18 protein-coding genes and 4 tRNA genes are annotated in these 20,303 nt (G+C 63.5%); 5 read left to right on the top strand and 17 right to left on the bottom strand.

What is annotated here, in order from left to right; genetic code table 11:
• The first annotated feature begins 33 nt into the window (after positions 1 to 33).
• Entirely contained in the window at positions 34 to 423 is a 390-nt protein-coding gene (locus EP237_RS09460; protein WP_127560479.1) for a DUF2147 domain-containing protein, read from the top strand.
• 129 nt (positions 424 to 552) lie between these two features.
• Here the strand turns inward: EP237_RS09460 and hisH are convergent, their stop codons facing one another.
• Positions 553 to 1,191 carry an imidazole glycerol phosphate synthase subunit HisH gene (hisH, locus tag EP237_RS09455; RefSeq protein WP_127560477.1) on the bottom strand — a complete coding sequence of 213 codons (639 nt, stop codon included), beginning with the start codon at positions 1,189 to 1,191 and terminating at the stop codon, positions 553 to 555.
• Positions 1,192 to 1,245: 54 nt separating this feature from the next.
• Entirely contained in the window at positions 1,246 to 1,842 is a 597-nt protein-coding gene (locus tag EP237_RS09450; RefSeq protein WP_127560475.1) for a TetR/AcrR family transcriptional regulator, read from the bottom strand.
• 88 nt (positions 1,843 to 1,930) lie between these two features.
• Between EP237_RS09450 and EP237_RS09445 the strand changes: the two genes are divergently transcribed.
• Complete coding sequence (locus EP237_RS09445; RefSeq protein WP_127560473.1) at positions 1,931 to 2,536, top strand: DUF2306 domain-containing protein; 606 nt, start codon at positions 1,931 to 1,933, stop codon at positions 2,534 to 2,536.
• On the opposite strand, the gene hisB is transcribed toward EP237_RS09445, so the two are convergent.
• Together hisB and EP237_RS09435 are read right to left on the bottom strand one after the other, a co-directional pair.
• Positions 2,533 to 3,120, bottom strand: a complete 588-nt coding sequence (gene hisB, locus EP237_RS09440; RefSeq protein ID WP_127560471.1) for an imidazoleglycerol-phosphate dehydratase HisB — start codon at positions 3,118 to 3,120, stop codon at positions 2,533 to 2,535. The two genes, EP237_RS09445 and hisB, sit on opposite strands and share 4 nt — an antisense overlap.
• A gap of 108 nt (positions 3,121 to 3,228) precedes the next feature.
• A complete protein-coding gene (locus EP237_RS09435; protein WP_127560469.1) occupies positions 3,229 to 4,179 on the bottom strand; it encodes a hypothetical protein in 951 nt (316 codons plus the stop codon).
• Between the two features lie 182 nt (positions 4,180 to 4,361).
• Between EP237_RS09435 and EP237_RS09430 the strand changes: the two genes are divergently transcribed.
• Positions 4,362 to 5,204 carry a tetratricopeptide repeat protein gene (locus EP237_RS09430; RefSeq protein ID WP_127560467.1) on the top strand — a complete coding sequence of 281 codons (843 nt, stop codon included), beginning with the start codon at positions 4,362 to 4,364 and terminating at the stop codon, positions 5,202 to 5,204.
• A 48-nt stretch (positions 5,205 to 5,252) separates the two neighbouring features.
• Here the strand turns inward: EP237_RS09430 and EP237_RS09425 are convergent.
• The 12 genes from EP237_RS09425 to EP237_RS09370 form a co-directional block, all read right to left on the bottom strand.
• A tRNA-Gly gene (locus tag EP237_RS09425) sits at positions 5,253 to 5,327 on the bottom strand.
• A 124-nt stretch (positions 5,328 to 5,451) separates the two neighbouring features.
• A tRNA-Gly gene (locus EP237_RS09420) sits at positions 5,452 to 5,526 on the bottom strand.
• Between the two features lie 124 nt (positions 5,527 to 5,650).
• Positions 5,651 to 5,725 (bottom strand) — tRNA-Gly (locus tag EP237_RS09415).
• Positions 5,726 to 5,849: 124 nt separating this feature from the next.
• Positions 5,850 to 5,924, bottom strand: a tRNA-Gly gene (locus EP237_RS09410).
• A 59-nt stretch (positions 5,925 to 5,983) separates the two neighbouring features.
• The gene (locus tag EP237_RS09405) at positions 5,984 to 6,715 is read right to left on the bottom strand and encodes a TerC family protein (protein WP_127560465.1); all 732 of its coding nucleotides are present in this window, start codon (positions 6,713 to 6,715) and stop codon (positions 5,984 to 5,986) included.
• A 60-nt stretch (positions 6,716 to 6,775) separates the two neighbouring features.
• Entirely contained in the window at positions 6,776 to 7,726 is a 951-nt protein-coding gene (locus EP237_RS09400) for an AEC family transporter (RefSeq protein WP_127560463.1), read from the bottom strand.
• Positions 7,727 to 7,805: 79 nt separating this feature from the next.
• Positions 7,806 to 8,192 (bottom strand): MAPEG family protein, encoded by a 387-nt coding sequence (locus EP237_RS09395; RefSeq protein WP_127560461.1) that lies wholly within the window; start codon positions 8,190 to 8,192, stop codon positions 7,806 to 7,808.
• A 15-nt stretch (positions 8,193 to 8,207) separates the two neighbouring features.
• Positions 8,208 to 9,002 (bottom strand): phosphodiesterase, encoded by a 795-nt coding sequence (locus EP237_RS09390; protein ID WP_127560459.1) that lies wholly within the window; start codon positions 9,000 to 9,002, stop codon positions 8,208 to 8,210.
• 78 nt (positions 9,003 to 9,080) lie between these two features.
• Positions 9,081 to 9,716 (bottom strand): DUF924 family protein, encoded by a 636-nt coding sequence (locus EP237_RS09385; RefSeq protein WP_127560457.1) that lies wholly within the window; start codon positions 9,714 to 9,716, stop codon positions 9,081 to 9,083.
• A gap of 154 nt (positions 9,717 to 9,870) precedes the next feature.
• Positions 9,871 to 10,587, bottom strand: a complete 717-nt coding sequence (locus EP237_RS23765) for a Flp family type IVb pilin (RefSeq protein ID WP_338068160.1) — start codon at positions 10,585 to 10,587, stop codon at positions 9,871 to 9,873.
• A gap of 103 nt (positions 10,588 to 10,690) precedes the next feature.
• The gene (locus tag EP237_RS09375) at positions 10,691 to 14,128 is read right to left on the bottom strand and encodes a pyruvate carboxylase (protein WP_127560455.1); all 3,438 of its coding nucleotides are present in this window, start codon (positions 14,126 to 14,128) and stop codon (positions 10,691 to 10,693) included.
• 249 nt (positions 14,129 to 14,377) lie between these two features.
• Positions 14,378 to 15,523, bottom strand: coding sequence for an alpha-hydroxy acid oxidase (locus tag EP237_RS09370; protein ID WP_127560453.1), 1,146 nt, complete (start codon positions 15,521 to 15,523; stop codon positions 14,378 to 14,380).
• Positions 15,524 to 15,765: 242 nt separating this feature from the next.
• On the opposite strand from EP237_RS09370, the gene EP237_RS09365 reads away from it, so the two are divergent.
• A complete protein-coding gene (locus EP237_RS09365) occupies positions 15,766 to 18,183 on the top strand; it encodes an ATP-dependent helicase (RefSeq protein WP_127560451.1) in 2,418 nt (805 codons plus the stop codon).
• Positions 18,184 to 18,214: 31 nt separating this feature from the next.
• A complete protein-coding gene (locus EP237_RS09360; RefSeq protein ID WP_164744673.1) occupies positions 18,215 to 19,675 on the top strand; it encodes a tetratricopeptide repeat protein in 1,461 nt (486 codons plus the stop codon).
• Here EP237_RS09360 and EP237_RS09355 read toward each other — a convergent pair.
• Complete coding sequence (locus EP237_RS09355) at positions 19,653 to 20,249, bottom strand: LysE family translocator (protein ID WP_127560447.1); 597 nt, start codon at positions 20,247 to 20,249, stop codon at positions 19,653 to 19,655. The two genes, EP237_RS09360 and EP237_RS09355, sit on opposite strands and share 23 nt — an antisense overlap.
• Positions 20,250 to 20,303: the final 54 nt, after the last annotated feature.

Below are 20,303 nucleotides of genomic sequence, written 5' to 3'. Positions count from 1 at the left end.
CAAACTGTGCCCAGTTTCTGGGAGGAGATTACCATGAAAACCACGCTTATCGCCCTTGCCGCCGTTCTTGGCTTTGCCGGCATGGCCGCCGCCGACCCGATCGAGGGCCGCTGGCGCACCGCGCCCGATGACAATGGCAATACCGGGATCATCGAGGTCGTGCAGTGCGGCAGCAACTTCTGCGGCACGCTCATTCAGGCCTTCGACGGCTCCGGCGCGACCATGGCCAGCGAGAATGTCGGCCGTCAGATCATCTGGGACACTGCCCCGCGCGGGGGTGGGGAATATCGCGGGCGGCTTTATTCGCCCGACCGGGATTCCACCTACAATTCGCGGCTCTATCTCAACGGGGACACCATGTCGGTCTGTGGCCGCCTGCTCGGTATTCAGCGCTGTGGAGGCGACTGGACCCGCGTGAACTGATCCGCCGTTTCTGATGGGGTCCGAGCCACGGCTTGTCCCCCTTCTTCTTGGTGAAAATACTCCGGGGGGTGCGGGGGGCTGGCCCCCCGCCCCGGTCGGATGCCGCAGGCATTCGAAACCGTTCGCGGATCAGGGTTGCCAGTTCAGGAAATTGGCAATCAGCCGCAGCCCGGCGTGTTGGCTCTTTTCCGGGTGGAACTGGGTGCCAACCACGTTGTCCCGGCTCACGATGGCTGTGATCGGGCCCCCATACTCCACATGGGCCAGCAGATGGGCCGGGTCGGTGACCTTCATGTGATAGCTGTGGACGAAATAGGCGTGATCGCCGGTGGACAGCCCCTCCAGAACCGGGTGGGCGCGGTCGATGACCAGATCGTTCCAGCCCATATGCGGCACTTTCAGCGAAGGGTCGGCGGGTATGATCCTGACCACCTCGCCGGGGATCCAGCCGAAGCCTTCCACATCCTCGTATTCGCGGCCCCAGCCGGTCAGCATCTGCATCCCGACGCAGATGCCAAGGAAGGGCACACCGCGCGTTTCAACCGCCTCGATCAGCGCGGCCTCCAGCCCGTCAATCGCCTGCAACCCGCGGCGGCAGGCCGGGAAGGCGCCGTCCCCGGGCAGCACGATGCGGGAGGCCTTGGCCACGACCTCGGGGTCGGCGGTGATCTGGACGGGGCCATGGCCGCCCTCGGCCGCCATACGTTGAAAGGCCTTCTCGGCGGAATGCAGGTTGCCGCTTTCGTAATCCACAAGGACGGTGGTCATGGTCTGCCTCGCTCAGGTCTCTGGCGCAGGGGGTCGCGCAATGGGCGCGCGAGGTCAAGGGGAAAGGGGCGGTGCGATGATCCGGTCGAGCACGGCGAGGAACTCTTCGTCCCGCGCGGATGTATCGCCAAAGCGCCCGGTCAGGATCAGCATCGCGTAGCCATGGACCAGCGACCAGACCTGCGTTTCCAGGATGACCGGGTCGGCCCCGGCGGGCTGGAAGGGCGCGCAGCTGTCGCGAAGCACCATGTAAGAGGGGGCAGAGCCTTCCTCCAGATCCTCGATCATCCGGGAGTTGGCGCGGAAACTGAAGATGAGATCGTAAAGCGCAGGCTCCTGACGGGCGAAGGCCAGGTAGCCCCGGCAGATGCCGAACAGGCGGTCGCGCGGGGTTTGCGGCGCGGCATCGGCATAGGCCAGCATCCGGCGGCGGAACCGGTCGAACCCTTCCTCTGCGATGGCAACCCGCAACCCGTCGAGCCCGTCAAAATGATGCGCGGGCGCGGCATGGCTGACCCCGGCGCGCGCGGCGCATTTGCGCAAGGTGAGTGCATCGAGCCCGCCTTCGGTCAACAGCGCGATCCCGGCCTCGATAAGGGCCGCGCGCAGGTTACCGTGGTGATGCCGGTCTTTGGGTTTTTCGCTGCTCATACCGCCACAGTCGCGGATCATCTTGACAGCGTCAAGGTGGAGCGATTATGACAATGTCAAGTTTACAGTGTCAAATTGGAGCCCTCCCATGACCGTCGCAACCCTGCGCCAGTGGACCATTGCCATCCTGTCCGTGCTGGTCGCGCTCGTATCCTGGCGGTTCCTCGTCTTCGGGGTGGAGCTGTCCATGCCCTTTATGGCGCATCATCTGGAGCCGCGCGCCCTGGCGCTCTTCGCTCATATCGGGGTCGCGCCTGTGGCACTGGTCATCATGCCCTTCCAGTTCAGCGCGCGTCTGAGGGGGTCACGCCCGCGCCTGCACCGCTGGCTTGGCCGCGTCTATGCGCTGGCGATCCTGGTCTCGGGCGTCGCAGGGCTGAGCCTGGCCGTAAACAGCAGCGCCGGGCCAGTGGCGGGAATGGGCTTTGGCCTTCTCGCGGTTCTGTGGCTGGTCACGACGGCGCGAGCGGTCTGGCTGGCGATGCAGCACCGGATTGCCGAGCATCAGGTCTGGATGATCCGCTCTGCCGCGCTGACCTTCGCCGCCGTCACCCTACGGCTCTATCTGCCCGCGCTCGCGGCGGGATTCGGGTTCGACACCGGCTATGTGCTGGTGGCGTGGCTCTGTTGGGTGCCGAACCTGATCGTTGCGGAATGGTGGCTGGCCCGTCGCCGGGCCCGGCCTGCCGCTTAAAGCGTGCCCTTGGTCGAGGGGATGGCATCGGCCTTGCGCGGGTCGGGTTCGACCGCCATGCGCAGGGCGCGGGCCACGGCTTTGAAGGCGGCCTCGGCAATGTGGTGGCTGTTGAAGCCGTGGATCTGGTCCACATGCAGGGTGATGCCGCCATGGGTGCTGACCGCCTGGAAGAACTCGCGCACCAGTTCGGTGTCGAACGTGCCGATCTTGGGCGTGGGCAGGGTGACGTTCCACACGAGGAAGGGCCGCGCCGACAGATCAAGCGCCGCGCGGACCTGCGCGTCATCCATCGGCAGGTGGCATTCGCCATAGCGCCGGATGCCGCGCTTGTCGCCAAGCGCCTGAACCAGTGCCTGACCGAGCGCGATCCCGGTATCCTCCACCGTGTGGTGGTCGTCGATATGGTAATCCCCCTTGGCGCGGATCGTCATGTCGATCAGCGAATGGCGGCTCAGCTGGTCCAGCATGTGATCGAAAAAGCCGACCCCGGTCTGGTTGTCATAGGCCCCGGTCCCGTCGAGATTGATCTCGACGCTGATCTCGGTTTCAGCCGTCTGCCGGGAAATCTGTGCTGTTCGCATCGGGGGGCTCCGCCATTGTCGTTGCCGCCTTATAGGGCGATGCGCCGTCGCGGAAAAGGGCGCAAGGGCAGGGCCGGGACGGGCGCGTTGCCGCCCCGGCCTGTTTCGTTACTGAAGGGTGATCTCGCCCACCATGTCCTCAAGGAAATAGAGCTGGTAGGTGCCCGGCGCGCCGGAGCCGAGGAAATAGAGGCTCAGGTCCACGGTGCGGGGGCTGTCATCCCAGCTGATCGAGTTGGTCCATTCGATTCGTGGTGTGGAGTTCGACCCGCTCTGCGATCCGATCAGGGTCAGCGGCGCGCCATCCGGGCCGACCAGCGAGAACCAGGTGTTGCGCAGGAATGCCTGATTGTCGCCAGCTTGCGCGTCGGTGTCGGTCGAGAAGGCGGGCGTGGCATCGAAATCGACCCGCAGCATCGTGCCCGTGGTGGGCGCCAGCAGCCCTGGCACGTCGGTGCGGTTCATGTTCGTTTCCGCAGTCAGCTCGGTCGCGCGGGTCAGTCCGGTGGGAACGAAGGTGAAGGTTTGGCTGGGGCTGATGACCGGGCCGACCTCGACCGCGAGGTTCACCGGAATTTCCAACCTGTCATCATCCTCGCCGATAATCAGGGTGGCGGTCGTTGCCTCGCGCGGCAGATACCAGACGCCATTCAGGAAGGCCTGCGCGGTCTCCTCGGGGAAGTCCCGCGGGCGACGTTCCGACATGGATCCGGCAGACGGCGTGAACACCCCGAACCAGTCGTAGCGCCCCTGGGCACGGCGGCCTTCCTCATCGCCGGGCAACAACAGGGTAATGTCGGACGAGCTGTAGGAAATCCGTTCCAGATCGTCGCTCCATGCCACGTCGAAGATGGCGCGGATGTAGAAGAAATGACCATCCGGGCCACCAAGCACGTAAGGCGCGCAGCAGAATGATCCGGAATTGCCGGAATGGTCGACAAGGGTTTCGTAGCGGTAGACGCTCATCCCCGACAGGCTAAGCGGGGATTGGGCCAAAGCAGGCAACGCCGTGATCGCGGCAAGGCCAATGGATGCTATGGCGGTCAATATGCGGGACATCGGTGGTCCTCCTACAAACTGTTGATGCAATACAGTATGGAGTGTTCGAAACCGGGCCTGCATTTGCAAGGAAAAATACCTGTCATCGGCGATCTTGACTAAATGTCTGATTAACACTATATAATCTGTGCATCCGTGATTCCCGGCATTTTTCCGCCAGCCTTCCATTTCAGGAGAGTTTCATGTCCCACTTCCGTCTTGTTTTTCCCCGCGCCCTGATCCTCGCCGCAGGGCTGGCGCTTGCCCTGCCGCTGACTGCCGCGGCGCAGTCGCACATGACGTCCACCTATGGCGACATCTCCGTCACCATCACCGGATCGGGTTCGATCAGCTCGCGTGAAACCGCGCGCGGGATCGAGGCGGTGCTGAACGAGCACACGGTGCTGATCACCAACAGCAGCGTCGTCGTCGATGGTCAGGTCTACAACGTCCAGCCGGAAGCGCAGGTCGTGGTCGATGGCAATGACGGATTTGCCGTGATGGTCGACGGGGTCGACGTGATGATGATTGCCGAAATCGCCGGTCTCACGGCACGGGCGGAAGCTGGCGAGGCCAGCGCCCAATTGGATCTTGGCATGATCTACTGGGATGGTGAGGGCGTCGAGCAGGACTATGTCCGCGCGGTTCAGCTTTTCCGTCAGGCGGCCGAGCAGGGCAACGCGATTGCGCAATCGAACCTGGCCTACGCCTATTACAATGCTGAAGGCGTGGAAAACGACGACAACGCGGCGATGTACTGGGCTGGCCTGTCCGCCGCGCAAGGCGACGAGGTTGCCATGCGCCTGGTGGCCTTCGGACATTATCGCGGCCGTGGCTTCCCGGAAAACCGGGCCGAGGCTGCGCGGATCTGGGCCGAGGCCGCCAATCTGGGCGACGACTACTCCGCCTATAATATGGGGATCATCATCCGGGACGGTGACGGCGTACAGCAGGACGATGCGCTGGCAATCCTGTGGTTCGAACGGGCGCAGGAACTGGGCCATCCCGATGCCGCCGAACGTCTTGAAGAGATGCGCGCGCAGTAATCCCCTGGAAACGCAAAAGGCCTCCGGAAATCCGGAGGCCTTTTTGATTGGAGCGGGCGATGAGATTCGAACTCACGACCCTAACCTTGGCAAGGTTATGCTCTACCCCTGAGCTACGCCCGCTCTCTTGAGGGCGGTGTTTAGGACGGGTGATCGGGGGCTGCAAGAGGAAATTTGGGGCACCGTCACAGGAGCGCGCCCCGCCCGGAATCAGAAAGGCCCCCGGAAATCCGGAGGCCTTTTTGATTGGAGCGGGCGATGAGATTCGAACTCACGACCCTAACCTTGGCAAGGTTATGCTCTACCCCTGAGCTACGCCCGCTCTCTTGAGGGCGGTGTTTAGGACGGGTGATCGGGGGCTGCAAGAGGAAATTTGGGGCACCGTCACAGGAGCGCGCCCCGCCCGGAATCAGAAAGGCCCCCGGAAATCCGGAGGCCTTTTTGATTGGAGCGGGCGATGAGATTCGAACTCACGACCCTAACCTTGGCAAGGTTATGCTCTACCCCTGAGCTACGCCCGCTCTCTTGAGGGCGGTGTTTAGGACGGGTGATCGGGGGCTGCAAGAGGAAATTTGGGGCACCGTCACAGGAGCGCGCCCCGCCCGGAATCAGAAAGGCCCCCGGAAATCCGGAGGCCTTTTTGATTGGAGCGGGCGATGAGATTCGAACTCACGACCCTAACCTTGGCAAGGTTATGCTCTACCCCTGAGCTACGCCCGCTCTGTGAGGGCGGTATTTAGGCTGACAGCCGCAGGGCTGCAAGAGGAAAATCGCGCCGCTTACGCATTTTCCGCCAGCCGCTTGCGCCGCGCCGCGCGCCACAGGTTCAGCATCTCGACGGCCCCGGCAAAGACCATCGCCGCATAGATGAATCCGCGTTCGACATGGAAGTGGAAACCATCTGCAACAAGGGCCATGCCGACCATGACCAGGAAGGCCAGTGCCAGCATTTTGGTGGACGGGTGGTCCTCCACGAATTTCGCGATCGGGGCGGCGGCGACCATCATGATCACGATGGCCACGACCACGGCGGCGATCATCACCTCGATATGATCGGCGATGCCCACGGCGGTGATGACCGAGTCGAGCGAGAAGACCAGATCGAGCACCATGATCTGGAAGATGACCGAGGCAAACACCGCCTTGACCACGGTTTCCCCGGTCGTGTGGATGTCGCCCTCGACCTCGTCAAAGATCTCGGTCGAGGCCTTGTAGATCAGGAACAACCCGCCCGCGATCAGGATAAGGTCGCGCCAGCTGATCTCCAGCCCGAAGACGGTGGCAATGGGCTCGGACAGGCCGATGATCCAGGCGATGGACAGCAGCAGCAGGATGCGCAGCACCAGCGCCCCCGTCAGCCCGATCACCCGCGCGCGGCGGCGTTGCTCCGCGGGCAGTCGGGCGGCGGCGATGGAAATGAAGATGACGTTATCAACGCCGAGCACGATTTCCAGAACGGTCAGGGTCAGGAAAGAGGCCCACACGGCGGGGTCGGAAAACAGCTCGATCATCTGGCAACTCCTCGGCTCAGATCGCAGTCAGATAAGCTGTAGCAGGCCCGCTGCAAGCGGTCAGGAGGCGGCCAGAGAAATAATCCACAAAAGGCCCGAGATCGTCACGAAAGAGGCCGCCGTGGTGACCATCAGCGCGGTCGAGGCCAGCAATTCACGCCCATAGGCCATGGCGATCAGCGGGAAGATAGACAGCATCGGACAGGCCGCGTTGATCAGGCCGGCATGGCGAATGTCCGGGGGCAGGGCGGGCAGCAGCATCGTGGCGATTAGGAAGAACAGCGGGTGAAGGACAAGCTTGCCCACCAGGATCACCCCCATCGGCGCGGCCATGTCGCGGGCACTGGCAAGCGTTGCGGCGGCAACGGTGCCACCCACGGCAAACAGCGCAATGGGCGAGGCAATCGGGCGCAGCATCTCGATCGGGCGCAGGATCGGTTCTGGCAGGGTCAGACCGGACAGGGAATAGGCCAGCGCGACGATGATCGACAGGACCAGCGGATTTTTGATCAGCCCCTTGAGGCCCTTGAGAAACCCCTGCAACGGTGTGCTTGCACTGCGCTCTCCCGCATCCGCCACAGCCAGAGCCAGCGGAATCAGGATCACGTTTTCCAGCAGCATCACGGTGGCGAAGATCGTCACGGCAAGGTCAGGGTAGAGGATCGACAGCAGCGGAAACCCGACGAAGGCCGAGTTGGAGCCCACCATGCCAAGCCCCACCACCCCCAGCATCGACCAGCGCGCCCGGAAAACGAGGCGCCCCACAAGGATGCAGACCGCGAACAGCGCCAGCGAGGCCGACAGGTAGGCCGCGAACAGCCCCCAGTGCAGCGTTTCCGACGGGGTCGCGGTGCCCACGGCCAGAAAGATCAGCGCGGGCAGGGCGAAACGCACTACGAACGTGCCAATGGCCTTGATATCGGACCCGGCGAAATATCCGGTGCGAACGGACAGGAAGCCAAGCCCGATCAGCAGGTAGATGGGCAGGGTGATGGTCAGGATCGTCGCCAAGGGGTCGGTCTCTGCGGGTAGTTGCCTTGTGCAGCATCGCAGATCGGCGGCGTGCCTGCCAGTGTCCTTTCGGACGCGCTCAGATCACCGCGCGGATGATATTGGACAGGCTCGCGATCAGGATCATGCCAAGAGTCAGCGCCATGCCCCAGACGCGCGCGGGCACGATCTGCGGGGTGGAGCCGAAGCCGAATGCGTGCAGCACCCGGCCAAGAAGCAGCGTCACCCCAAGCCCGTGAACAGCCCATGTGGGCGCGCCCTGAAGCTCTGCGCCGAACAGAAGAATCAGCCCGATCGAGGCATATTCCACGCAATTGGCCTGCACCCGCATGGCCTTTGACAGGGCCTTTTCCCCGCCATCCCCGACCGACACCTTGTGGTGACGCCTGAGGCTGATCACCCGGATGCTGAGGTGAAGAAACAGCAGGCCCAAAAGCCCTGCATAAAGCGGCGCAATCATATCCATATCCCGTCCCTTCCGTCAGTAGTGCCCCACCACCTGAAAAGGTAGAGTGAAGTCTTCGAAATGCACCACCACATTGTCCCCGTCCGTCAGGATGATGCCATAAGCCCCCGGTTCGTCCACCGAATGACCGCTGCCTTCCTGACCCAGAATCATGGGCATTTGATGGCAGGGGCTTTTGAAAACGGTGATCGGCAGGCCGTCGATGGAGGCGGTGATCGTGCGATGAATGTGCCCGGCGAAGACATGCTTGACCTGTGGATAGGCGGTCAACATCCCCCGCAGTTCTGCCGCGTTCATCAGGCCGATGTGATCCATGCCCGAAAACCCGGTGTCGAAGGGCGGATGATGCAGGAAAATGAGGCAGGGTTTCGTGTCCGCCTCCAGTTCCCGGACAAGCCAGGCCAGCCGGGCAGGGCAGAGCAGGCCGGAATGCTGCACTGCTGGGTCCGTTTCATGGGTGTCGAGGCAGATCAGCCTGATGTCGCCCAGATCAATCGCGCTTTGGACAAATCCATCCGCATCGGTCGGCGCGTCCGGAAAGGCCGCGCGGAACCCCGTGCGCGTGTCATGATTGCCGATCATCAAAGTGATGGGCCAGGGCAGGTCCGCCAATAGCGTTTTCAGTCGCGCGTATTCCTGTTGCGCGCCGTGATGGGTCAGGTCCCCCATCATGACGATCCGCTCCGCATCCGGGTGAGTCCGGGCGGCATGGGCCAGCCCCGCCGACAGACGCGCGCCGGGGTCGAGGCCAATGATGGTCTCGCCTTCCGGCGTGATATGCAGGTCTGTCATGACGAGGATCTTGGCCATGGGATGCTCCGCGCGTTTTGGCGTCGATAGCAGCGTCCCCGGCACCGGTGCGCAAGCACAAATGCGCCTGTCGTGGCGTCAGTCCGCCCCGGTTTCGACCTTGCGCACGTGGGGGAAATCGCCGGTGGCGATATAGGCCTCCTCATCCGGCGTCGAGGGGCGCCCAAGGATCGGGTTGCGATGCGGGTGGCGGCCGAACCGCTCCAGCACGCCGCGCACCGTCTTGTTCTGGGCGCGGAACGCGTCGCCCATCCCGGCAATCGGTTCCGGCAGCTTGAGGATGATTCGTTCGATCAGATCGTCCAGCAGGTCCATGCGTTGCAGGTGGTCGGGGCCTTCGCAATGGGAAATGGAGATCACGAAAAACGCCTGCTCCCACGGGGCGAGCCCGTCGAAATCGCCATTGGCGATGCCGTCCAGCGCCAATCGCGCGGCCTTGATATCCTGCCCGTAAGCGGCGGGCGTATCCCGCCAGAGCGAACGGGGAAACTGATCGAGCGCGATAAGCAGCGCCAGCCGCCCGCGTCGGGTGTCTGCCCAATGATCCAGTTCGCCGCGCGCGGCGGCCAGCGTCAGATCTGCGAAGTCGCGGATGATGACCTCATCCATGCCGCCCTGCATCCGTTCATTCCAGAAGGCGGAATGGGATTCCGGGTTCGTCTCGTGGCCCGTTTCGGGAAACCAGAAATCAAGGACTTGGTCCGGGGTGAACAAAAGCGCGCTCCTGCAATGTGACAGGGTCGAAGTCTTGCATGCAAGGGCGCGGCCACCAAGCTCAATCCACCCAAGCTGTGGCCTTTATTGTAAAGTCGGCCAGATGCCTTTCAGGCAGATGTGGTGTCCGTGGGGGGCAGGTCAGGTCGCCCGATCAGAATCCGGGACCGCCGGTGGTGGAGGCGTCGAAATTGTCCAGCCCCCAGAATTCATCGCCGATGCCCTGGTTGGCATTGGACTGAAGCTCAAACTGGATATCCGATGTCGGTTCGGCCACGGTCACGCGCACGGATGCCACGGAATCGTTCCAGCCGCCATTGCCGCCAAGAGCGACCTCCGCGACCTCCACCGTCGCCTCGACCGTCGTGCCGTCAAGCTGCGGGATGTCGAATGTCATGCTGTTGCCACTGGCCAGCGCCACGGCAACCGGTACGCCGTTAAGCGAGATCGTCGCGGTGTCGGTGCCCCATTGGGCGCTGTTGTCGAGGCTGTCGCCCGCAACCAGATCGAATTCCATGACAGCGTTACGGGCCCCCTCGGCGACTTCCACGAGGAAACCCGTGACCTCCCCGGGGCCAAGCACCAGCAATTCACCCAGTTCACCGCCCATATTTCGAACCGATCCGCCAAGCCAGCCGGCGGCATTGCCGCCAGAGAAATCGAAAGACCCGACCGACACACGGCCATTGCCGAACAGGTTCCAGCTGTTGGAGGACAGCTCGGCGTTGATGTCGCCGGACAGGTCTTCGACGCCGCTGCTCACCACGGACATCGTTGCAATGCCAAGGCCGACAACACCGGCAGCCAGTACGGTCATGTCGACTGTCACGGCACCGCTTTCGTCGTACCAGAATTCGGTTCTCAGGGTCATGTTCATTACCTCGTCACTGCGCGAATGACGGGCAACGTATCAATAAAAAGTGAAGAAAAATGGACGGAGAAAGGGCGCCGCAATGTCGGGCGCCCTTTTTATCCTACTCCAATTCGACCAGCAGATCCTTGGCGTCGATCTGGCCGCCGGGGGTCACATGGACGGCCTCGACCACGGCGTCGCGGTCGGCATGGATGCCGGTTTCCATCTTCATCGCCTCGATGGTCAGCAGCATGTCGCCCTGTTTCACCTTCTGGCCGGGCTGAACCGCGACGCTGGCCACAACGCCGGGCATTGGTGCGCCCACGTGGTTGGGGTTGCCAAGCTCGGCCTTCGGGCGCTTGGCGGTCGTGGCCTGCGCCTTGCGGTTGGGCACGCGCACGGTGCGGGGCTGACCGTTCAGTTCGAAGAAGACCTTGACCTCGCCATCCTCGTTGGTCTCGCCCACGGCCTGCAGCTGAACCACAAGCGTCTTGCCTGGGTCGATCTCGGCCTCAATCTCCTCCCCCGGCTGCATGCCGTAGAAGAAGGTCCGCGTGGGCAGGGTGCGCACCGGGCCATATTCGGCGTGCCGGGCGCGGTAATCGGTGAAGACCTTGGGATACATGAGGTAGCCGTTGAGGTCCTCGTTATCCACCGGCTCGCCCACCTTGGCGATCACCTCGGCGCGGGTGGCTTCCAGATCTACGGGCGGCAGGTGCTTGCCGGGGCGTTCGGTGTTGGGCTTTTCGTCCTTCAGCGCCTTCTTCAGGATCGTTTCGGGGAAACCGCCCGGGGGCTGGCCCAGATTACCGCGCATCATGTCGATGACAGAGTCGGGGAAGGCCACATCGGACTTGGGGTCTTCCACCTGCGCGCGGGTCAAACCCTGGCTCACCATCATCAGTGCCATGTCGCCCACCACCTTGGAGGACGGCGTGACCTTCACGATGTCGCCGAACATCTGGTTCACATCGGCATACATCTGCGCCACCTCGTGCCAGCGTTCCTCAAGCCCGAGGCTGCGCGCCTGTGCCTTGAGGTTGGTGAACTGGCCGCCGGGCATTTCATGCAGGTAGACCTCGGAGGCCGGGGCCTGCAGGCCGCTCTCGAACGCCGCATATTGCCCGCGCACCGCCTCGAAGTAGTCCGAGATCTCGCGGATCGCCTTGATGTCGAGCCCGGTGTCCCGGTCCGTATGCTTCAACGCCTCGACCACCGTGCCAAGCGTCGCTTGGCTGGTGTTGCCGGAAAAGCTGTCCATCGCGCAATCGACCGCATCGACGCCCGCGTCAGAGGCCGCGAGGATGGTGGCAGAGGCAATCCCCGCCGTGTCGTGCGTGTGGAAGTGGATGGGCAGGCCCACCTCTTCCTTCAGGGCCTTGATCAGGATCTTGGCGGAAGCTGGCTTCAGCAGCCCCGCCATGTCCTTGAGCCCCAGGATATGCGCACCCGCGTCGCGCAACTCCTTGCCCATGTTGACGTAATATTCCAGGTCATACTTCGCCCGATCCGGGTTCAGGATGTCGCCGGTATAGCAGATCGTGCCTTCGCAGACCTTGCCGCTTTCGACGACCGCATCCATCGCCACGCGCATATTCTCGACCCAGTTGAGGCTGTCGAACACGCGGAAGACATCGACGCCGGTTTCCGCCGCCTGCGCAACAAACGACTGCACCACGTTGTCGGGATAATTCGTATATCCCACCCCGTTCGAGGCGCGCAGCAGCATCTGTGTCATGATGTTGGGCATGGCCTTGCGCAGATCGCGCAGGCGCTGCCACGGACATTCCTGCAGGAAGCGATAAGCCACGTCGAAAGTCGCGCCGCCCCAGCATTCGACGCTGAAGAGCTGCGGCAGGTTCACCGCATAGGCGGGCGCGGCCTTGATCATGTCGATGGACCGCATCCGGGTTGCCAGCAGCGACTGGTGCCCGTCGCGCATGGTGGTGTCGGTGATCAGCAGCTGTTTCTGCGCCGCCATCCAGTCCGCGACCGCCTGCGGGCCTTTTTCATCCAGCAGCGTCTTGGTGCCCGGCGCGGGCGCGGTCTTGGGGGCAGGGGCCTTCGCCGGTTTCAGGTCCGCCTTGGGCTTGGCGCGGCCCTCGGTCTCGGGATGCCCGTTCACGGTGATATCGGCGATATAGGTCAGGATCCGCGTCGCGCGGTCGCGCTTGGGGCGGAAATCAAACAGCTCCGGCGTTTCGTCGATGAATTTGGTGGTGTACTGGTAATTCAGGAACGTGGGGTGCTTTAGCAGGTTTTCCACAAAGGCGATGTTCGTGCTGACCCCGCGAATGCGGAACTCGCGCAGCGCCCGGTCCATCCGCGCGATCGCAGCCTCGGGCGTCGGCGCCCAGGCCGTGACCTTTTCCAGCAGCGAGTCGTAGTACCGCGTGATCACCGCGCCCGAATAGGCGGTGCCGCCATCGAGGCGGATGCCCATGCCGGTCGCGCCGCGATATGCGGTGATGCGGCCATAATCGGGGATGAAGTTGTTGGTGGGATCCTCGGTCGTCACCCGGCACTGGATCGCGTGGCCGTCGAGCTTCACGTCATACTGGCTGGCGGTGCCCGTGGCCTCGACGAGGCTCTTGCCCTCGGCGATCAGGATCTGGGCGCGCACGATGTCGATGCCGGTCACCTCCTCGGTGACGGTATGTTCCACCTGCACGCGGGGGTTCACCTCGATGAAGTAGAAGCGCCCCGAGTCCATATCCATCAGGAACTCGACCGTGCCTGCGCATTCGTAGTTCACATGCTCGCAGATCTTCTTGCCGAGCAGACAGATCTCCTCGCGCTGAGTCTGGCTCAGATAGGGCGCAGGCGCGCGTTCCACCACCTTCTGGTTACGCCGCTGCACGGAACAGTCGCGTTCGTAGAGGTGGTAGATGTTGCCGTGCTTGTCGCCCAGGATCTGCACCTCCACATGGCGGGCGCGGGTGATCATCTTCTCAAGATAGCCCTCGCCATTGCCAAAGGCGGCCTCGGCCTCGCGCCGGCCCTCGCGCACCTTCTCTTCCAGCTCCTCGGGGCCATGGATCGGACGCATCCCACGCCCGCCGCCGCCCCAGGACGCCTTCAGCATCAGCGGATAGCCGACGGCCTCCGCCTCGGCCCGGATCGCATCCATGTCGTCGCCCAAAACCTCGGTCGCGGGGATGACCGGAACCCCCGCCTCGATCGCCACGCGCCGGGCGCTGGCCTTGTCACCAAGCGCGCGCATGGTTTCGGCCTTGGGGCCGATAAAGGTGATCCCGTTCGCTGCGCAGGCGTCCACGAAATCGGGGTTTTCCGACAGCAGGCCATAGCCCGGATGGATCGCGTCAGCGCCGCATTCCTTGGCGACGCGGATGATCTCGTCGATGGACAGGTAAGCTGCAACCGGCCACAGACCCTCACCGATCTTGTAGGCCTCATCCGCCTTGAACCGGTGCAGGCTGAGCTTGTCCTCCTCGGCGTAGATCGCCACGGTGCGCTTGCCAAGCTCATTGGCGGCACGCATGACTCGGATCGCGATTTCACCCCGATTGGCAATCAGGATCTTCTTGAAGTCGGCCATGAACATTCCCCTCTGTTCCGGATGGCGCGGACGTTAGGCAGAAATTGCTGCGCTGCCAACATAATTGTTGCTGAAATGTTGCAAGAGCGGCGATAGCGCTAACAGTTTTATATTTTTCAGCAGGTTGCACATATGTGTCATACGGCTGCAAGCCGCGGTTCGAGGTCGACCCTAGCAATGAAAATTGCGAATCCCGCGCGGGAAACGACCTGTTGCGCGGCGTGATCGACCTGTTAGCGCTGAACACTCCTAGTCATGCGGAGGCACTACCAGCCGTCCGGGAAGGTCCGAGAGGCACCGTGCCCCGATCTGCCCCATGCAAGAGATCATGTCCTTCACCAGCAGCTCGTGCAGATGCGGTGGCCCGGCCTCTCCCAAAGCCGCCAAAGCATAGTGCCAGGCCCGCCCCAGCATCACGAAATCCGCGCCAAGCGCCAGCGCGCGCATGATGTCGAGCCCGCCCTCAATGCCGCTGTCGAAGATCAGCGGCAGGCGGGTCGCGGCGCGGATTTCCGGCAGCGCGTCGATGCTGGCGCGCGCCCCGTCAAACTGGCGGCCCGCATGGTTGGACACCCAGATTGCATCGACCCCGGAAGCCTCCAGCCGCTCGACCGGGCTCGCTTCCATCACCCCCTTGACCACCAGCTTTCCCTTCCAGCGATCCCTCAGGCGGGCCAGATAGTCCCAGTCGGGCGAGGTGCGGATCAGATAGCCCACATGCGCGGTCTGGGGCAGGCTCGTCTTCTGCTCGGCATAGCGATCCAGCGTCCGCATCCGCGGCATGCCGGTTTTCAGCATCCCCATGGCCCAGCTTGGGCACTGCGCCACCTGCGCCACAAGGCGAGGCGTAAGCCGGGGCGGGTTGGTCAGCCCGCCGCGTGTCTGCCGTTCCCGCCGCGAGGCCACCGGCACATCCGCCGTCAGAACCAACGTCTGAAACCCTGAGTCCCAGGCCCGCGCCAGCATGTCGTCAAACACCTCCGGCGCGCGCGGCGGATAAAGCTGGAACCACCCCATGCCGCCTGCCTCCGGCCCCACGGTTTCCGGCGTCTGGCTGGCCACGGTGGAGAGCCCATAGGGCACCCCCACGGACCCGGCAAACCGCGCCAGCCGCCGCTCCGCATCCGGCCAGATCACCCCCGACATCCCCACAGGCGCGATGCCGAAGGGCACGGCGTAGTCGCGGCCCATCAGCGTGCAGGACAGATCGGGCGTGAACTCCCCTGTCAGGATCGCAGGATGAAACAAGACCCGATCCAGCGCCGCCCGATTGCGCGGCAGGACCGACTCCGTGCCCGTGGCGGAATCGAAAAACTCCCAGACGAAATGCGGCACCCGCCGCCGTGCCCGCGCCTTGAGGTCGGAGATCGCCGGATATGTCTGGTCCAGATCCATGCTCCGACCAAACCCGGCCAGGCTGCCTCTGTCCAGCCCGTTCCCCTTCATCTTAGCAAAAATACCTCGGGGGTTTGGGGGCTGGCCCCCAAGCGTGCGATGAGGCTGCCCCGCAAGGGGCGGGTGAAGAGCGCGCCCGCGCCGCGACGATGCCAATCGGCGCAAGACCTGCCAGAAAACTCTTGCGAACGGACCGTGAACAATACTTTAACTCATCCGTGGCTTGGTCTAGGCTTTCGCGCATGGATATTTTCGACGATGAAGAGGCCTTCGCGGCCGCCTCCCTTTCGCAACGCGCCATGGCCGCGCGGCCCGCGCCCTATCTCGACGGTCTGAACCCGCCGCAGCGCGAGGCGGTGGAAACGCTCGACGGTCCGGTCCTGATGCTGGCGGGGGCGGGGACGGGCAAGACCCGCGCGCTCACCGCCCGCATCGCGCATCTTCTGTCCACCGGCAAGGCCCGCCCGAACGAGATCCTCGCCGTCACCTTCACCAACAAGGCCGCGCGAGAGATGAAGACCCGCGTGGGCAACCTCCTTGGCCAACCCGCCGAGGGCATGCCCTGGCTTGGCACGTTCCACGCGATCTGCGTCAAGCTTCTGCGCCGACACGCGGAACTGGTGGGGCTGAAGTCGAACTTCACCATTCTCGATACGGACGATCAGGTCCGGCTGATGAAGCAGCTGATCATCGCCGAGAATATCGACGAAAAACGCTGGCCCGCCCGCGCGCTGGCGGCGGTCATCGACAAGTGGAAGAACCGCGCCTGGACGCCTGAAAAAGTGCCTGCGGGCGAGGCAGGAGCCTTCAACAACCGGGGCGTGGAGCTTTACGCCGCCTACCAGCAACGCCTGAAATCGCTCAATGCCTGCGATTTCGGGGATCTGCTGCTGCACATGGTCACGATCTTCCAGACCCATGACGATATTCTCCAGCAATACCAACGCTGGTTCCGCTACATCCTGGTGGACGAATATCAGGACACGAATGTCGCCCAGTATCTGTGGTTGCGGCTTCTGGCACAGGCGCACAAGAACATCTGCTGCGTGGGCGATGACGACCAGTCGATCTATGGCTGGCGCGGGGCGGAAGTGGGCAACATCCTGAAATTCGACAAGGATTTTCCGGGCGCCAAGGTGATCCGGCTGGAACAGAACTACCGCTCCACCCCGCATATCCTTGCCGCCGCCTCTGGCGTGATTGCCGGGAACAAGGGGCGGCTTGGCAAGGAGCTCTGGACCGAGGCTGAGGAGGGCGAGAAGGTCCGCCTCATCGGCCATTGGGACGGCGACGAAGAGGCACGGTGGGTCGGTGAGGAGATCGAAGCGATGCAACGCGGCACCCGCGGCATGGCCCCGATCAGCCCCGACGGCATGGCGATCCTCGTGCGCGCCAGCCACCAGATGCGCGCCTTCGAGGACCGGTTCCTGACCATCGGTCTGCCCTACCGCGTCATCGGCGGCCCCCGCTTCTACGAGCGGATGGAGATCCGAGACGCCATGGCCTATTTCCGCCTCGTGGTCAGCCCCGAGGATGACCTGGCGTTCGAACGCGTCGTCAACACCCCCAAGCGCGGCCTTGGCGACAAGGCGCAGCAGAAAATCCAGATGGCGGCGCGGACGAATGGCGTGTCGCTGCTGGAAGGGGCCAAGATCCTGCTTGCGGCACAGGGCCTGACCGGCAAGGGCGCCAAGGAATTGCAACGCTTCGTCGAAGGGATCGAACGCTGGCGCGGGCTGATGATGGGGCCGATGCGCGCCGTGGGGTCGGTGGATGATCTGATCGAAGATGATGTCCCGCAGGGCACGCTCAACCATGTCGAGCTGGCCGAGATGATCCTGGAGGAATCTGGCTACACCGAAATGTGGCAGAATGACAAAACGCCGGAAGCACCGGGGCGGCTGGAAAACCTCAAGGAACTGGTCAAGGCGCTTGAAGGGTTCGAGAACCTTCAGGGCTTCCTCGAACATGTCTCCCTCATCATGGATAACGAAAGCGACGAGACCGAGGAAAAGGTTACGCTGATGACGCTTCATGCCGCGAAGGGGCTCGAATTTCCCGCCGTTTTCCTGCCGGGGTGGGAGGATGGGCTGTTCCCGTCGCAAAGGTCCATGGATGAAGAGGGGCTGAAGGGCCTCGAAGAGGAACGGCGGCTGGCCTATGTGGGCATCACGCGGGCAGAGGCTATCTGCACGATCTCTTTCGCGGGCAACCGTCGGGTCTATGGCCAGTGGCAAAGCCAACTGCCCTCCCGGTTCATCGACGAACTGCCCGAGGACCATGTGGAGGTTCTGACGCCGCCGGGACTTTATGGCCATCAGGGCGGCATGGGGGCTGCGCAGGAGTATGGCCGTTCCGGGTTGGAAGAACGCGCGGTCCGGGCCGATGTCTATAATTCGCCGGGCTGGAAGCGGCTCCATGCCAATACCGGCGCCCGCGGGATGAGCCAGCCGCGCGAGGCCCGGAATTTCACCATCGACGCGGCGGCGGACTCGGCCTTCACCATCGGTGAACGGGTGTTCCACCAGAAATTCGGCTATGGCCGGGTGGAAGGCGTGGAGGGCGACAAGCTGGAGATCGCCTTCGACAAGGCGGGCATCAAGCGGGTCGTGGGCCGGTTTCTGGTGGCCGCCGATCAGGCGGATGACGTTCCGTTTTGAATATGCGGCGCGTCGCATCATACTCATGTCCATGAGACATGTCCTGACAGCCTTGCTGGCCATTGCCGCCGCACCCGCCTTTGCCGACGACCAGCAGCTTTGCGGGTCGGCCAACACGCCCTTTGCCGCCCGAGTTGCGGCCTGCGAACGGGTGGCTGAAACTGCCGTGGACCGGGTCGAAGCGATCATTGATATCGGGCGGGTCTATGAGGGCAACGAGGATTATGCCGAGGCCTTGCAGCGCTATTCGCAGGCTCTGGCGATTGATCCCGTCAGTGTGGCCGGGCTTGGCCGCCGCTCGGTTGTTCTGGGGCGGCTTGACCGGTGGGACGAGGCAGAGGCGGATTTGCGCGCCCTGATCGCGGTCAGCCCCGACAGTCACTGGCCGCATTACCGGCTTGGCTATGTGCTGAGCCAATCGGACCGAACCGATCTGGCGTTGGCCGCGCTCGACCGGGCGATTGCGCTGAACGCCGACTATCACTCGTCGCATTTGTTGCAGGGAATAATCCATGCCCGCCTGCACGACTATGAGGCGGCGGCCTGGTCCTACCGAGAGGTCACCCGGATCAGACCCCTGGACCGGGATCGGCAGCTCCGCGCGCACAGCTATTTTCGCCGCGCCGGGTTGGCCGACGAGGCTGCTTATCATGGGCGCATTGCCTATACGCTTGATCCCAATGACATCGTGACCGGCGAATGGTTGACCGGATATCTGGGCGACACCTCGGCACCCGACCTTGCGCCATTGGCCTGGACCCCGCCCCCGGCCGGGCGCGAGATCCGCTATCTCGCCATCGAAATGCCGGTCGACACGCGCGACGATATGGAAGCCGCCATTCGCGCAATGGCCGGGTTGTTTTCCGGCAACGCCGAGCCAATCCCCGAAACGGCGGCGGTGATCGGGGTGTCACATGATCCCGTGGACGAGGACTGGCTGACGCCCGCAATGCAGATCGAGCATCAGCGCAGCCTCGACCCCCCAATAGGCGAGCCGTCACCGCGCTATCGCGGCCTGTTTCCGTTCCAGTTCAGCCCCATGGGCCCGGATGGCCCGGCGATTGTCCCCAGCTTTGACGACGGCACCCCGGCAGATGCATGGCCGTTGCAGGCGGGGCGATCTGCCGCCGGATCGGGGCGGTTCGTGGTCGATTGCAGCGCCGGTCGCGGGTTCTCCTATTCGATCCTGGGATGTTTGCCCGATGTGGACCTCGCCGGGGCCGGGCAGTTCCAGTGGACCCTCGCGGTGTCGACAGAACGGATCCATGTGCCCCTGGGGGTGTTCGATACCTATCGGCTGGATTTCACGATGGACGCCCGCGTCTCCGTTCTGGGGCAAGAGAGGGATCTACCCTATACCGCCAGCTTCTGGATCGCGCCCGAGGTAAACACCTGGATCGCACGGATCCTGACCGCAGAAGACCGGTACATTTATAGTCAGGCTATGGATCTGGTGGGGTCCGCGTCGGTCAGTGCAGAAGGATCGGAATAAGCGACGCCACCAGCAACAACGCCATCACGGTATTAAAGGCCCTCAGCCGCGCGCCGGTGCCGAGGAAGCGTTTTACCTGCACCCCCATCCAGGCCCAGACCCCGACCGAGGGCAGGTTGATGCAGGCAAAGACAGCGGCAACCATCAGCGCGCCGGTCCAGCCCGCGCCTTCGGGCGCGTAGTTCGTCTGTGCGGTGATCGACATGAAGATCGCCTTCGGGTTCACCCATTGGAACGCGGCGGCCTGCCAGAAGGTCAGCGGCGTGCCCGCTTGCTGGCCTTCTTTCGGAGGCGCGGCATTGGCGATCTTCCACGCCAGCCACAGCAGATAGGCGGAACAGAGCACCGTCAGCACGATCCTGACCACCGGAAAGCTCTCGAACACCTGCACCAATCCCAGGCCCAGGACAAAGGTCATGAACCCGTGGCCCAGGCTGACACCTGCCATATGGGGTAGGGTGCGGCGCAGGCCGAAATTGGCGCCCGAGGCCATCAGCATCAGGTTATTGGGCCCCGGCGTGATCGAGGTGGCAAGCGCGTAGCCCATGAGGGCGAGGATCAGGTCTTGTGTCATGGCGCTGACGTTAGGCCGCCCGTGGCGAAATGTAATTGCAAAGTGACGCCTTCA

It is taken from the genome of Nioella ostreopsis (assembly GCF_004000255.1).
Lineage (GTDB): Bacteria > Pseudomonadota > Alphaproteobacteria > Rhodobacterales > Rhodobacteraceae > Nioella > Nioella ostreopsis.
Note: the sequence above shows the minus strand (reverse complement) of the source record. Positions and strands in the feature narration are given on the sequence as shown.